This is a genomic window from Synechococcus sp. YX-04-1 (assembly GCF_030546365.1).
Lineage (GTDB): Bacteria > Cyanobacteriota > Cyanobacteriia > PCC-6307 > Cyanobiaceae > Parasynechococcus.
The window spans coordinates 32,301-46,164 of sequence record NZ_JAUONZ010000004.1; the positions used below are offsets into that span (position 1 = coordinate 32,301).

Below are 13,864 nucleotides of genomic sequence, written 5' to 3' on the forward strand. Positions count from 1 at the left end.
CCCAAGTACTCACCAATGGTTTCGTCCATGCCTTCCGCCTCCGACCTGCTGGGAGCTCGCCGCAGAGTGCTGGTCACCGGAGGTGCAGGCTTCATTGGCGGCGCCGTCGTGCGCAGGCTGCTGCGGGAGACCACAGTCACCGTCTTCAATCTCGACAAGATGGGCTACGCCAGCGACCTGGCCTCGATCGAGGAGGTGCTGAGCGAGCTGGGCGAAGCGGCGAACGATCGGCACAGACTTCAGCAGGTGGATCTGACCGATGCAGCGGCCGTTGAGGCGGCGGTGCAGGAGGCCGACCCCGATCTGGTGATGCACCTGGCTGCAGAAAGCCACGTGGATCGATCCATCTCCGGCCCTGGTGCGTTCATTGAGAGCAACGTCAACGGCACATACAACCTGCTGCAGGCGGTACGAATCCATTACGAGGGCTTGAACGGGGAACGCCAGGACGCCTTCCGGATGCACCACATCAGCACCGACGAAGTCTTTGGTTCACTTGGTGCCGAAGGACGCTTCTCCGAAACAACGCCCTACGACCCCCGTAGCCCTTATTCAGCAAGCAAGGCAGCCAGCGATCACCTGGTCCAGGCCTGGCACCACACCTTTGGGCTTCCCGTGGTGCTCACCAATTGCTCGAACAATTACGGGCCCTGGCAGTTCCCGGAAAAACTCATTCCCGTAGTCACCTTGAAAGCAGCCGCAGGCGAGTCGATCCCGCTTTACGGCGATGGACTGAATGTGCGCGATTGGCTGTACGTGGAAGACCACGTTGATGCTCTGCTCTTAGCCGCCTGCAACGGAGCGTCGGGCCGCAGCTACTGCGTGGGTGGCCATGGTGAACGCACCAACAAAGAGGTCGTTCATGCCATCTGCCGGCAGTTGGATCAGAGCTGCCCTGCATCAGCTCCCCACGCCGATTTGATTACACCGGTGACCGACCGCCCGGGCCATGACCGCCGCTATGCAATTGACCCGGCCCGCATCAGTTCTGAGCTTGGCTGGAGCCCTCGCCACAATGTGGAAGAGGGCTTTGCAGCAACCGTGCGTTGGTACCTCTCTCATCAGAAGTGGTGCAGCAAAGTGCGCGAGCGTGCGGGATATGACGGCAGCAGATTGGGCATAAAAACAACGAAAACCAAAGCAGGACAGTGATAAGTTCCAATTTGCTTTTCTTAGACCTGCCAGATGAGCGGCATGCCTAAACGACGCCATCCGCTCTCCACTCTCTCCAACACGACACGGCAGGCACTGAAACGCTCAGCCACTGCCATGGGAAAACAGAAATTTCTGCCCAAAGCACTACGAAAACAGCTCAACCGACTGGGGCAAGCCAGGCGCCCAAGCCCTCCCAACAACAGGCGCAAAAAGATAACTCCTGAACTGCAGGAGTACATCAAAGGCCTACAAAATAAAGAAACAAGCAAAAAAATAATTCGCGACTTCCGCGAATTAGCTCATTACGCCTATGTGTTTGATATTGAGTACTACAAATCTCAATTAGATGCGAGAGAAGCGGAGACACTTCAAAACATTGGCGACGTGATTCTCCATTACTGCAGCTCAGGCAGCCAGGAAGGGATCGACCCGAGCAACTTATTCGACACAGAAAATTATTTCAGCAAATATCCCGACGTCAAAGAAAGTGGACTCAACCCGATGATCCACTGCTTCAAGTTCGGCATGAACGAACACCGCTATTCGATGGACAACATCCATTTCATGCGGAAAATGGCCGACATTAGAAGGCCTGAGCCAAATCTTCTAAATTCGATCAAAGACGATCTGAAGACAAAAAAGATTGGGGTATTCCTGCACATCTTCTACCCGGAACTGGGCGAAACAATCGCCGCTTATCTGAAGAACATCCCCTGCAACATCGACATCTTCATTTCCACAAAGGAAGATTCAGTTCAAGCATTGAAGAATATTTTTGCACGAGTTGAAAATGCCGATAGGGTTGATGTCAGGCATTTCAGCAATATTGGACGCGACGTCGCTCCATTCATCGTTGGTTTCAAGGATCAAATCCTCAACTACGATCTCATCCTTAAGCTCCACTCCAAAAAAAGCCCCCACAGCAATGCGCTAAGCGGATGGTTCCTTCACTGCCTCGACAACCTGATTGGCAGCGAAACCATTACAGCTACCAACCTCAAAGAACTCCAATCACAAGAGATAGGAATTGTGTATCCGATTGAGAATTACGCTCTCAGCCTCGGAATTAAACACGATTCCTGCTGGGGCCATGAAGATGGCAACTACACCAAAGCCAGTCCCTTCCTAAAACGCTTCAATCTCGACCACATTAAAAGAGACAGCCAGTTTCGCTTCCCAACCGGGACGATGTTCTGGTGCAAGCCAGAGCTGCTCAAACCCATTCTTGACTGGAATCTCAGCTGGAACGACTTCGATGAGGAAGGCGGGCAGATCGATGGAACCATCGCCCATAGCATTGAACGCCTCATCGGCCTATCGACAACCGAAATATTCAATCAAAAATTGCAAACAACGTACTGCGGATACGCCCTTTCAAAACAACATCAAACCGATAAATCAATCATTGAAGGCAAAAATAAACTGAAAATCCAGGGCTTTGAAAAGGTTATTCATTTCAAACCCCAGCAATTGGATCCAGACTGGTCGCTGAAGAGAAACATCAACCCCAAATCTCTGCACATCCATTGGGTCATACCCAATTTTACGCCTGGCCTCGGTGGCCATATGACCATTTTCAGAGCGATTGATTATCTGGAACGCTGTGGTCACCAATGCACAATCTGGGTTCATTCCGAGCTCAAGGGGAACGACAAGCCAAGCCGCATCAGCTCATTGCACAAACGTGTCATCGATCAGTCCTTCATTCCACTGCAAACAGACCAGGTCTACATGCTGGGCAATAACCAAGACGACCTTGATCTTGTAAGCGGCGACATTGTCATTGCCACAGACCGCATGAGCAGCTATCCGGTGCTTGGAATGAAAAAGTTTCAGAAAAGATTCTATTTTGTTCAAGATTATGAGCCCTATTTTTTCGCGCGCGGCAGCTCCAGCATCCTCACCGAACATTCGTATGCATCTAAAAACAATTTTTCATGCATTTGTGCCAGCCCTTGGCTGAAACAGAAAATGGAAAGCTTTGGCAACTCAGCCATCTCTTTCCCACTGGCCGTCGACCACAGTGTTTACCAACCCAACAACGATCAGAAACGCAACAAGCATGCCATTGCCTTTTATGTGAGACGCAGCACGCCAAGACGGCTCTATGAACTTGGGCTGCTTGCTTTAAGAGCTTTGTTTGATCTAGGAGAACACTTTGAGATCATCACCTTCGGTGAAAAAGATCTGCCCGATCTTGGAATTCCAGTGAAAGTAAGGCATGCAGGAATTCTGGACGCCGACGCTTTGGCCAATCTGTACCGCCAATGCGCGGTTGGATTCGTGCTTTCAGGAACCAACTACTCCCTGGTTCCGAACGAAATGATGGCCTGTGGGCTGCCTGTCGTTGATATTGATGCCGAACACACGCGGGTCTCTTATCAACCCAATACAGCTGTGTTGGCCGAAGCGACACCAGTGGGGCTGGCCTCTGCATTAAGCCGCTTGCTGAATGACGCATCGTTCAGAGAAATCACCGCCCGAGCTGGTCTCGCCGCCACTGAACAGCTCACCTGGGATGGCTCCAACAAGGTCATTGAGACCTTCATTCAGGCGTCACTTCCATCGGCGCCATCCACACCACACCCCGTTCAAACAACGACGCCTTTGGTGACGGTGGTCATCCCGGTTTACAACGGGGGCACGATGCTGAAGGCGGTGGTTGAGTCCTGTCTTACTCAGGATCTCGATCAGGCCTTTGAAGTGTTGTTGATCGACAGTGCTTCGAGCGATGGATGCCTGGAGGGCTTACCAGAAGACGAACGACTCCGCCTCCATAGGATTCGTAAGGAGGATTTCGGCCATGGGCGTACCCGCAACCTGGGGGTGGAACTAGCCCGAGGGGAGTACGTCGCTTTCATCACGCAGGATGCGATCCCAGCAAATCGCATGTGGCTGATGAATCTGATCGCCCCGCTGCAGAACGATCCACGGGTGGCAGGGGTCTTTGGCTGCCACATCGCCCATACCAATCATGGGCAACTCACTGCCCATGACCTTGACCAACATTTCAACCGTTGGATTTTCAGGAGTCATCGACAACCAATCGAACTGAATGCTGATCGACAAACGACGAATGGCGTTGTCTCCTCCCATGAACGCTTCTACTCCGATAACAATTCCTGCCTAAGGAAATCCGCCTGGGAGACTCTGCCACTTCCGGATGTTGTGTATGGCGAGGATCAATTATGGGCTCGGGAGATTCTTAGGAAGGGATATAAAAAAGCCTATGCATCAACAGCTGTTGTCCGCCATTCCCATGAATATGGTTTCCGTGAAACCGTACTGCGCGCCAACACAGAATGGCATTTCTACAATCGAATGCTTGGAGAAAGACTGCCTTCGAGCAAACAACAGGTTCTGCAAATGGTAGAGCGCTCTTGCAACAATGACGTTCAAGCCCAGAAGTTATACCCAGACATTAGCGATCAAGACTTAATAAGGCGCAGAAAGCTTCATTTTGCACGAGCCTGCGGCTACTACCTAGCGGGAAAGGGGCATGGTGGAATACGTCCCTAACCATTTCAGTTTTCGTTGGTGTTGCCAGAGATCAGCTCTTCCGCATCGCATTGAGAAGGAAGCCACCCACACCCCAGGCCACAACAATGATCCCGATCGAAGCAAGGAAGGCTTGCCAGCGCCAGTTCTGATCAGGCGCAACAGGCAGCTGGGGCTGACTCAGTACAACCACAAATTTGAGCTGTCGCTGGCTCTCGCGGCGACTGTTATCGGCAGCCAAGCGAGCTGATTGGAGGTTTGCGGTCGCAAACTCAACATCCGAAATCAGCTCAGCTTCTTCGAGAACGAGGGTGTTTAAATCTCGACCGTCTTTACTTACAGAACGCTCTCTCTCTTGACGAATCTGGAACTCAAGCTCCTTCACTTGGTCTGCAACAAATGCCACCTCAGGTGCATTGGGATCGCGGTACTGGCGACGTAATGCAGCCTCTTCAACCTTCAATTCAACCAGTTGAGATTCAAGGCCAGAAATGAATGAACTGGTCGTTGCTTGTTCAGTCTCAACACTCAGATTTCCATGTTTTTCACGGAAAAGCTCAAGCTTTCGTGTTGATGCTTTGAGATTTAATTCGGCTATTTGAACCTCCTTTCTGGCAAATTGATTCTGATCAGCATTGATGGATTGATTCACCTCATTCACAAAACGCCGAGACTGCTTAAGCAACGCATTGTTGAGATTGAAAGCTTGTTCTGGCGTGAATCCTGACGTAGTCAGAACGACTGAACCGCTCAAGGGCTGAGGCGCTGCAGACAGTTGTTTTCGATAAAATTCGAGTTGATCGGGCGCAGAACTGTTGGCGGGCAATCCCGTCCGAAGATCCGGAAACTTGATGCGGTAGTCCTGCTCAAGCTTCTTCCCATCAGGGAACAATCGAGACTTGACTTCAGAGGATTCGAGATAAACCTGAAGGTACTGACCATCCACAAGAGAGGTGAGCACTTGGGGAGCAGCTGCCGATCCAGCCAGCACTGAAGACGATGATCCCTCCAGGGGCATTGCCTGTTGAATCACAAATTCAGAGACAGCCGTATAACGATCTCTGCCGATGACGAAACAGTAGAAAGCCGAGGTTGCCAGAAAAGCTGAAATCAGAACCTTGGGCTTGGTAAATCTGTCCAACCGCTCACGCCAGACTGGTGTTAGCTGAGCTTGAGCCAAGAAGCTAGAAACCTGGAATGGTGATGACAGCTCCTTTTGCAGAGAAGTTGAAGAGCTGGAAGTCGGGATGGATTCAGGCATAACCAAAAAATTAACTCAAAGCAGGCGACCGGACAACGATCAGGCGTTAGTCATCATTGGCCTCGACGAGTAACGACTCGTTGGTTCGATAAAGAATCAAAGAAAATCCAAAAAGAATTATAGAGCACCAAACTAAATACGAAAGAGAAATACCAGGTATCGGATATTGGTTGTTCATTGAGTACCTAAAGAGCTCGACTGCATGAAGGATCGGGTTCCAGGTCACGAAAGGCCTTGTGTACTCAGGCAGCTCAAAGGTTGCAAAAAATATACCTGAAGTAAAAATAATCACCCGGTTGAGGATTCTTTTTAAAATCCTAGTAACCCATTTGTTGAATTGGCCCAGGAAGACAAGACACACCCCAAAACCAAGCGCCATCAGAATGGTTAACAGATAAACGCTGATAGCTAAGCCAGGACTGTCAAGCTGGAAACTCCAGGTGAAATACCAAACCAATCCAAAAATCCCAAGAGAAATCGTTGAAATCGCCCTGAAATCATTGACTAGCAGTGCCAAAAGAATGTCCAAAGGCTGAACTCTTTTGTAGTAAAGAGGAGCCCTTAACTTCAAGCCTGAAAGCGCCTTGATTGCACCTTGTCTGAATAAAAAAGCGATAGCAAATCCAGATGCAATAAAAACTACAATATTGAAGTACATATCTGTCGAACCACCTGCCGCATATCGATTACTACCCCTTAAGAAGCTAAATCCCACGCGCATCACGATGAAGAACAACATGATCTGCAGCGGCGTCACGATGGCTTCCCAAGCGCCGAGCGACGTTCCTGTTGATTTTCGATTGTTCTCATAAGTGGCGATTGCGAGAACCACAGCAATCTGCCTCTGAATCGCAGCAAGAAACTTTCGAAGAAAATTCATAAGATCAAGACCTCCTAAACAAAATCATCCATTTGCTCGTCAGATGTCTCAGAATTAAGAAGATTTAATCCCATTTCGAGTTGATCTTCATCAGAGTCTGACACATCAGAGGCATCAAGATTTTGATCTGCCCACTCAATGGCCTCTGAAACTCCGCCTGCAAACAGAATCTGCCCCATCGAGTCCAGCACAAGACCATCGGTGCAGAATTCGCGCTGAAAACGGCTGTTTGTTGAGGTAGCGAAGAGAGTTTTACCCTCAAGCTGCTTCAACAAAAGCGCTCGTAGCGGCTTAGCAGGCCTCGACATCAAATACCTCGTCTTGGATATTAAATACAAGTCGAAAGAGAAAAGAACAGACAAGGCTAAAAAGAAGCAGTCTTTTTGCTCTCGAGAAAGCTCTTTAATAATTGACCTTGGATCGATCTCCGCTGCCGATATAAAGCTCCAGAATTCATCCACACTTACCAGGGACTTTTCAAGGCAATCGCTGTAAACGGTCGTGAGAAAGTTTAGGGCGTGAGTAATCCGCAGTTTTCCATCCAACCCCCCTTCTCCACCCACGGGCCAACCAACCACTCCTTCGGTGAGCATTTCCCCAGAAACAGGAGGGACAAGACCAGCTAGCGCTGCGCTTAATTGATACCGCAAAAACGAGCTATTTGTAATTACAGCGATTCTCTTTGCTTGATCAAGTTCCCAATTCCAAGGAGCCTTAAAAGAAATGCGCGGGTCTGATTTATCGCAGCGGAGAGAGAAGTTCTGGAAGGTCAACAGCGGCCTGGCTGAAGCAGTCGCACTCACCACAACACCAGGTGTAAAAGGGCCCAATTCGGTGACCATAACACCAGGAAATCAAGCAGCTTCAGGGGTGCCGTGCAACCCAATGAAGAGCACCTTTGATCAATCCGGTGCGACAACGCTTTTCCAAGCGATCCGTCACCAAACGCAGTGCGAGATCTCCGGTGCGTTGCATCAGCAGCTTCGGCAACAGAACCCCTGCTCCATTCGGGGAGAGTTCAAGACTGAGATCTGCCTTGGCCATCAACCGTTCCTGCTCGGGTCGGATCCAGGCCTGGCACTGGAACTGCACCAAATCCTGCAACGGCCCGAGGCCATGGATCGTGCAGTGTTCGAAAACAATGGTGAGTTGATCGCCATCCCAGCTGGAGCGGAACACCACCTCAGGCTGGAGCTGAAACTTCAGCAACTGATACGGCCGAGATGCATAAAGGAAGCGGCCATCCGCAAGCCGCTCCACCTTTTTGCGGTTCAACAGAGCCTTCAATGGGCGCCCAGGCTGCGCCAGGTAGCCCTGCAACTGAGGCAGGGATGCATCAGGCACCTGCAAATTGATGCCATGGGAGCGGTGAACCTGCACCGGAGACCACCGAGACGATTGATGCGGAACGATGGCACGATCAACGGACAGTGATCACGGATGATCGAAGCACCGCTTGATCGCGCCGAGGATCCGATGACGCTGCCGTTCAGGATTGAAACCGACAGCCTGGGTGGCATTGAGGTGGCGTCCGAAGCGCTCTGGGGAGCCCAGACCCAGCGGTCGCTTCAGAACTTCGCCATCAGCGACGAACGAATCCCACTCGAGATCATCCAGGCCCTGGCCTGGATCAAGCGCTCCTGCGCCACGGTGAACGGCCAGCATGCGCTTCTGAGCCCTCAACAGGTTGAGCTGATCTGCACGGCGGCCGATGCCATTGCCGCTGGCCAGCACAACGATCAGTTCCCGCTTCGGGTCTGGCAGACCGGAAGCGGAACCCAGACCAACATGAACATCAACGAGGTGATCAGCAATCTGGCGTCTCAGGCCTCAGGCACCGCCCTCGGCAGTCACAGCCCAGTGCACCCGAATGACCACGTCAATCGGTCGCAATCCACCAATGATGTATTTCCCGCCGCCATCCATGTCGCCGCGGCCAAGCAACTGAAGGATGGGCTGCTGCCGGCGCTCAATGCCCTGGTTCAGGCCTTGGATGCAAAAGCCCAGGCCTGGATGCCAATCGTCAAGATTGGCCGTACCCATCTGCAGGATGCGGTGCCCCTGCGTCTTGGCGATGAAGTCGCCGCTTGGCGTGATCAACTCAAACAAGCCCAGGCTTGGCTGGAGGACTGTCTGGTCAGCCTCGGCGATCTCCCTCTTGGGGGCACCGCGGTGGGCACAGGATTGAACACGCCACCGGGCTTCCGTCATGCCGTGGCGGAGGCGCTGAGCCGGGTCGCTGGCGTCGAGGTCCGTCCTGCTGACAACCTCTTCGCGGTGATGGCCGGCCATGACGCCCTCGTCCATGCGATGGGCCAACTTCGTCTGCTGGCGGTGGCCCTGCTCCGAATCACCAACGACGTGCGTCTGCTCGGGTGTGGGCCCCGGGCTGGTCTGGGGGAGTTGCGGCTTCCCGCCAACGAACCCGGCAGCTCGATCATGCCGGGGAAAATCAATCCCACCCAGTGCGAAGCCATGGCCATGGTCTGCACCCAGGTGATCGGACTCGATGGCGCCGTGGCAGCCGCCGGCGCCGGCGGCCATCTGCAGATGAATGTGTACAAGCCCTTGATCGGCTTCAACCTGCTGCAGTCGATTCGCATGCTCAAGGACGCCATGACCAGCTTCCGCCAGAACTTGGTAGAGGGCTTGGAGCCGGATCGGGAGCAGATTCAGAGGTTTGTTGATCGCTCCTTGATGCTGGTCACCGCCTTGACCCCGAGCATCGGTTACGAGAAGGCCAGTGCCATCGCTCAGCATGCCCACCACCAGGGGCTGACGCTGAAGCAAGCGGCCTTGGAGCTGGGCCACATCACCGCAGCAGACTTTGATCAGCAGGTGAATCCAGGCGCAATGGCCGCTCCGGAAGCCTGAGCTCAGGCCGCCCTCTCCGTTGCCGGGTTGAGCGCAGAGGAAGGCGGCACCAAATCCTGGGCCTCGGCCACGGGGAAGCGGTTGATCGCTTTCAATGCCTGACGGGCATGGCTGCGCAATTGCTCGCTAATCGCTTCGCAGTAGGGCACCTGGGCCAGAAGATCCACGGTGCGGCGCATGATCCGCACCACATCACCCTCGTCCAAGGACGTGTTGGCGATCAGATCGCTCCAGGACGTTCCCCGCGCCCAGGCATCCACAAGACCCATGAGCTCAGGTTCCCACCAGGCCGGCACCACCACACCAGCGCGTTCCTGGGCCCGTAGCAGCTCGCGACGAAGACCCGACAGATCCTGGAGAGCTTCCTCAGCCGCCGCAGGCGGCGGGAAGCCACTCCATAGGTCGGGACGGTTGACCTCTGTGCTGATCGCCTCGAACACCGCCGCCAGGTCTGGGGCGGAGAGGTCATCGAGATGCCCACTCATCAGAGCCAGCCCCAGCCAGAGTTCGTTGTCGCCCCGCAAAGCAGCCACGGTGCGGCCAATCTCTGTGGGTTCCAATTCATCAAGACATCCGAAGTGCTGCAGGATCTCCATCAAGGCCAGGAAGGTCTCCCAGTGACGGTTGGCCCGCTGATGCAGCTGCTGCTGCCGTTCGGCGATCTCCAGTTCCAGATCTTCCATGCGCCGGCGGTGCTTCTTCAGCTGTTTTCGATCTCCCCAGCGATGGGCCGGATGCTGCTCCTGCTCCTGCTCGAGATCCCGCACCAGCCGGGCCTGGGTCAACACCTCCCCAGCCAGGTCGTATTGCGGGGTGGTCATGTCATGGCGCCGGGCCATGTGGGCCACGGCTAACGCCAAACCCCCACTGGCCTGATCGCCATGGCGCAACTCGCCGGAACGGGACAGCTCCGGGACCTCCAGCCCGTCCACCTGCAGACAACTGAGCTCCGCGTGGATGCTCACCACGGCCTGACAGGGCAGCAGGATCCAGACATTTTCATCGGTCAGGCAGAGCAACAGCGGGAACTGACCGGGCCCCTTCACCTTCTCGACGATCACCGCGGGCGCGACGCGCCCCCGCAGCTGAGGCGATTTAAGGCTGACCAGGGTGCCGGTGCTGGCGAACTGCAGGGCCATCGTCAGCTCGTTGGCCAGCGTCTCCTCGGCCTGCTGCTGAAGGATGCGGAGCAAGCGCCGCTCTTCGCGGAGCCGCCCACGCATTTTTTCGTAGTCCTCAAAGTCTTCCCAGGGGATGTCGCCGGCGACGCCCTCCAGCTGGCTGAGTTGCAACCGCAGCTGGGAGAGGTTCTCCTCATCCTCCACGAGGTCAAGTCCCGCCAGATAGCGACCAAAACTGCGCTCCACCAGCTCCCTTGCCTTGGCCAAATCGTGGCGCTGCAGCAGGTTCAGAACCATGCCGTAGCTGGGGGTGAACTGGCTCACCAGGGGGTCGGCGGGACTCGTCGCCAGCTGACCTGCTTCACGCACACCTTCGAACCTGCTTTGCACCGTCACGACATAGCCCTGGGAGTCGAGGCCACGCCGCCCGGCCCGACCGGCCATCTGGAGGAACTCACTGCCCATCAGTGAGCGATGCCCCCGTTCAGTGCGCTTGGAGAGGGCCGCAATCACCGTGCTGCGGGCCGGCATGTTGATGCCCGCCGCCAGGGTCTCCGTGGCAAAGACCACCTTCACCAACCCCTGCTGGAAGAGCTCCTCGATCAACTCCTTCCAGGCGGGCAGAACACCGGCATGGTGGGCAGCGATGCCCCGCAGCAGCGCATCAGCGTGAATTCCATCCCGAACGGCCTCGGGGTTGTCATGGCTGTAAGCGGTTAAGCGCTCCTTGATCCGCGCCTGCTCCTCTTGGGTCACCAAGCACTGCACCCCCAGATCCCTCACCGCCTTGTCACAACCGCGGCGGCTGAAGATGAAGTAGATGGCCGGAAGCATCTGCCGCTCGGCCATCTGGGCCACAACGAAGCTGATCGGCGGTGGCTCCGGTTGCGGGGGCCTCTGGGAACGCCCTTTGCGCTTGTGCCCCTTGGGCGCGCGCCAAACCTTGCAGTTGGGATGCAAACCCGTGCCGGCGTCGTTCAACAGCGGGTGCAGACCCTTGGCACTGCAGAAGCTGAACTGCAGCGGCACCGGCCGGTGATCACTCATCACCAACGTGGTCGGACCATGAACCTTCTCGATCCAGTCGGTTAGCTGCCCGGCATTGGCCACGGTGGCGGAGAGCCCCACCAGCTGCACCGTGGGTGGACAGTGAATGATCGACTCCTCCCAGACCGTGCCCCGCTGAGAGTCGTTCATGTAGTGGCATTCATCGAGCACCACCGCTTCCACATCAGCCAGGGGATCGTCGTGCTCATCCGCCTCGGCGTAGAGCATGTTCCGGAAGATCTCCGTGGTCATCACCACGATGGAAGCCTCGCGATTCACGCTGAGGTCACCGGTCATCAAGCCCACGTTCTCCGCACCAAACTGATCGCGGAAATCGCGCAGTTTCTGGTTGGAGAGAGCCTTCAGCGGTGTGGTGTAGAAGACCTTCTGGCCGTGGGCCAGGGCGCGATAAATGGCGTATTCGCCGATCAGGGTTTTGCCGGATCCCGTGGGGGCACTGACCACGACCGAATGTCCCTGGTTAAGGGCATCAATGGCTTCCAGCTGAAAATCATCCAGCGGGAAAGGGAAGATTTCTGAGGGATTCAGTGGGGCACTGCGATCGACATCGGGCTCGGATCGGGGCGTGGCCGGTGTCGATTGGTTCATCGATTGATCTTAAGGAGCCTGGCTGAGCTCTCTTTTCAAACAAGCGATAAGCCACGCCAATGCCATCAATCAGATGTGCCGACCTCCTTTGACGGAACCGAGCCAAATCATGAAAAATAGTGAAGAGAATGCTTCGAGCCTTGGTGATCCCACCGGGGCTTTTTTTGTGACTGCCTCCGCAGAGGCGAAGGGTGACAGAGGCACTCCGCCGGTGCCATGACAGAGGGGATTTAGCGCCACTACCTGTGACTGTGACCAGCACTCAGCTCACCAAGCCGCGGCCGGCTGAAGACACCCTGATCGATGCCCTGCGGGGCTGCAGCGACGTCAAGGAGCTGAAGGCCCTCGAACAGCGCCTGGCCTCCAGCACCGATGCCCCGCCGCTGTTCAACTGGATCTGTGATCTGCTCGTAGAACGACGCATCTCCCGTGGCCTCGCCGCCCGGCTGCTGTTCGAACTCCATGACGGGGGCTCGACCTAGGGCGACCGACTAAGGCGAGCGACGCCTCCAGACGGCAGCAAGGGCGCTGCCGATCAGGCAGTGAATCACCGCAGAGATGGCACCCGGCAACGCCGTCAGGGGACTGGCGAACCCACCACTGCGGGCGAGGACCACGGCCAGTCCTGAGTTCTGCATGCCCACCTCGATGCTGATGGTCCGCTGAGCCTGCACGGTCTGCCCCGCCAGCCGGGGAATCAGCCAGCCGAGCAGAAAGCCGCCGCCGTGAAGTAGCAGGCAAGCCAGGATCAGCACGGGCCCCTGCTGACGCAGCACAGCCGTCTGGCTGCCCACGATGCTGGAGACGATCATCACGATGGCCATCACCGCCAAGGGAGGCATCACAGGCTCAATCCGCTGGGCCACGCCGGGCAAACCACGCTTGAGCACCACCCCAACGGTGACGGGCAACAACACCACCTGAAGCACGGCCAGGAACAGGGCCCAACCGTCCACCGGCACGTACTGACTGGCCAACACCTGGGTGAGACGCGGGGTCAACACAACCGCCGCCAGGGTGCTGATCGTTGTCATGACCACCGAAAGCGCCACATCGCCACGGCCGATCAGAACCACCACATTGCTGGCGGTCCCCCCCGGGCAGCAGCCCACAAGAATCAAACCCACCGCAAGCGGCGCAGGCAGGTGCAGAGCCGCCGCAATCGCAGCAGCAAGAGCCGGCATCACCAGGAACTGCGCCAGCACCCCGAGCAGCATGGCCCGGGGGCGTCGACCAACCCGCACGAAATCAGCGGGTGTCAGCCCAACGCCCATGCCCAGCATGATCACGCCGAGTCCAAGGGCGATCAGTGGGCCCTTGAACCAGATGAACAGCGGGGGATGCAGCAGCGCCAGCAGAGCCCCCAGCAACGTCCAAAGCGGAAACAGCAGAGTGAAACGCTCCCAGGACATGACGATC

10 protein-coding genes are annotated in these 13,864 nt (G+C 55.7%); 4 read left to right on the forward strand and 6 right to left on the reverse strand.

Going from position 1 to position 13,864, the window contains the following annotated elements:
* Positions 1-15: 15 nt before the first annotated feature.
* Complete coding sequence (gene rfbB, locus Q3Y53_RS08010) at positions 16-1,152, forward strand: dTDP-glucose 4,6-dehydratase (RefSeq protein ID WP_303534890.1); 1,137 nt, start codon at positions 16-18, stop codon at positions 1,150-1,152.
* A gap of 33 nt (positions 1,153-1,185) precedes the next feature.
* Positions 1,186-4,674 (forward strand): rhamnan synthesis F family protein, encoded by a 3,489-nt coding sequence (locus tag Q3Y53_RS08015; RefSeq protein WP_303534892.1) that lies wholly within the window; start codon positions 1,186-1,188, stop codon positions 4,672-4,674.
* 31 nt (positions 4,675-4,705) lie between these two features.
* On the opposite strand, the gene Q3Y53_RS08020 is transcribed toward Q3Y53_RS08015, so the two are convergent.
* The 4 genes from Q3Y53_RS08020 to Q3Y53_RS08035 all read right to left on the reverse strand — a co-directional run bounded on the left by Q3Y53_RS08020 (position 4,706) and on the right by Q3Y53_RS08035 (position 8,174).
* Positions 4,706-5,914 carry a sugar ABC transporter gene (locus tag Q3Y53_RS08020; protein WP_303534894.1) on the reverse strand — a complete coding sequence of 403 codons (1,209 nt, stop codon included), beginning with the start codon at positions 5,912-5,914 and terminating at the stop codon, positions 4,706-4,708.
* A 46-nt stretch (positions 5,915-5,960) separates the two neighbouring features.
* Positions 5,961-6,794, reverse strand: a complete 834-nt coding sequence (locus Q3Y53_RS08025) for an ABC transporter permease (RefSeq protein WP_303534896.1) — start codon at positions 6,792-6,794, stop codon at positions 5,961-5,963.
* Between the two features lie 14 nt (positions 6,795-6,808).
* Positions 6,809-7,567: a hypothetical protein gene (locus Q3Y53_RS08030; RefSeq protein WP_303534898.1), complete on the reverse strand. Its 759-nt coding sequence runs from the start codon at positions 7,565-7,567 to the stop codon at positions 6,809-6,811.
* A 91-nt stretch (positions 7,568-7,658) separates the two neighbouring features.
* Positions 7,659-8,174 carry a DUF1997 domain-containing protein gene (locus tag Q3Y53_RS08035; RefSeq protein WP_226425270.1) on the reverse strand — a complete coding sequence of 172 codons (516 nt, stop codon included), beginning with the start codon at positions 8,172-8,174 and terminating at the stop codon, positions 7,659-7,661.
* Between the two features lie 60 nt (positions 8,175-8,234).
* On the opposite strand from Q3Y53_RS08035, the gene Q3Y53_RS08040 reads away from it, so the two are divergent.
* On the forward strand, positions 8,235-9,668 hold the full coding sequence (locus tag Q3Y53_RS08040; protein WP_226425269.1) for a class II fumarate hydratase: 1,434 nt from the start codon (positions 8,235-8,237) through the stop codon (positions 9,666-9,668).
* A gap of 2 nt (positions 9,669-9,670) precedes the next feature.
* On the opposite strand, the gene Q3Y53_RS08045 is transcribed toward Q3Y53_RS08040, so the two are convergent.
* Positions 9,671-12,445 carry an RNA helicase gene (locus Q3Y53_RS08045; protein ID WP_226425268.1) on the reverse strand — a complete coding sequence of 925 codons (2,775 nt, stop codon included), beginning with the start codon at positions 12,443-12,445 and terminating at the stop codon, positions 9,671-9,673.
* A gap of 251 nt (positions 12,446-12,696) precedes the next feature.
* On the opposite strand from Q3Y53_RS08045, the gene Q3Y53_RS08050 reads away from it, so the two are divergent.
* Positions 12,697-12,927, forward strand: coding sequence for a hypothetical protein (locus Q3Y53_RS08050; protein WP_226425267.1), 231 nt, complete (start codon positions 12,697-12,699; stop codon positions 12,925-12,927).
* 9 nt (positions 12,928-12,936) lie between these two features.
* Here Q3Y53_RS08050 and Q3Y53_RS08055 read toward each other — a convergent pair whose 3' ends face one another.
* Positions 12,937-13,857: a bile acid:sodium symporter family protein gene (locus Q3Y53_RS08055; protein ID WP_226425266.1), complete on the reverse strand. Its 921-nt coding sequence runs from the start codon at positions 13,855-13,857 to the stop codon at positions 12,937-12,939.
* Positions 13,858-13,864: the final 7 nt, after the last annotated feature.

Excerpts from the sequence above, each read along its gene's own strand:
- rfbB (WP_303534890.1), top strand. The coding sequence starts at position 16 with ATGGTTTCGTCCATGCCTTCCGCCTCCGACCTGCTGGGAGCTCGCCGC.
- Q3Y53_RS08015 (WP_303534892.1), top strand. The coding sequence starts at position 1,186 with ATGAGCGGCATGCCTAAACGACGCCATCCGCTCTCCACTCTCTCCAAC.
- Q3Y53_RS08020 (WP_303534894.1), bottom strand. The coding sequence starts at position 5,914 with ATGCCTGAATCCATCCCGACTTCCAGCTCTTCAACTTCTCTGCAAAAG.
- Q3Y53_RS08025 (WP_303534896.1), bottom strand. The coding sequence starts at position 6,794 with ATGAATTTTCTTCGAAAGTTTCTTGCTGCGATTCAGAGGCAGATTGCT.
- Q3Y53_RS08040 (WP_226425269.1), top strand. The coding sequence starts at position 8,235 with ATGATCGAAGCACCGCTTGATCGCGCCGAGGATCCGATGACGCTGCCG.
- Q3Y53_RS08045 (WP_226425268.1), bottom strand. The coding sequence starts at position 12,445 with ATGAACCAATCGACACCGGCCACGCCCCGATCCGAGCCCGATGTCGAT.
- Q3Y53_RS08055 (WP_226425266.1), bottom strand. The coding sequence starts at position 13,857 with ATGTCCTGGGAGCGTTTCACTCTGCTGTTTCCGCTTTGGACGTTGCTG.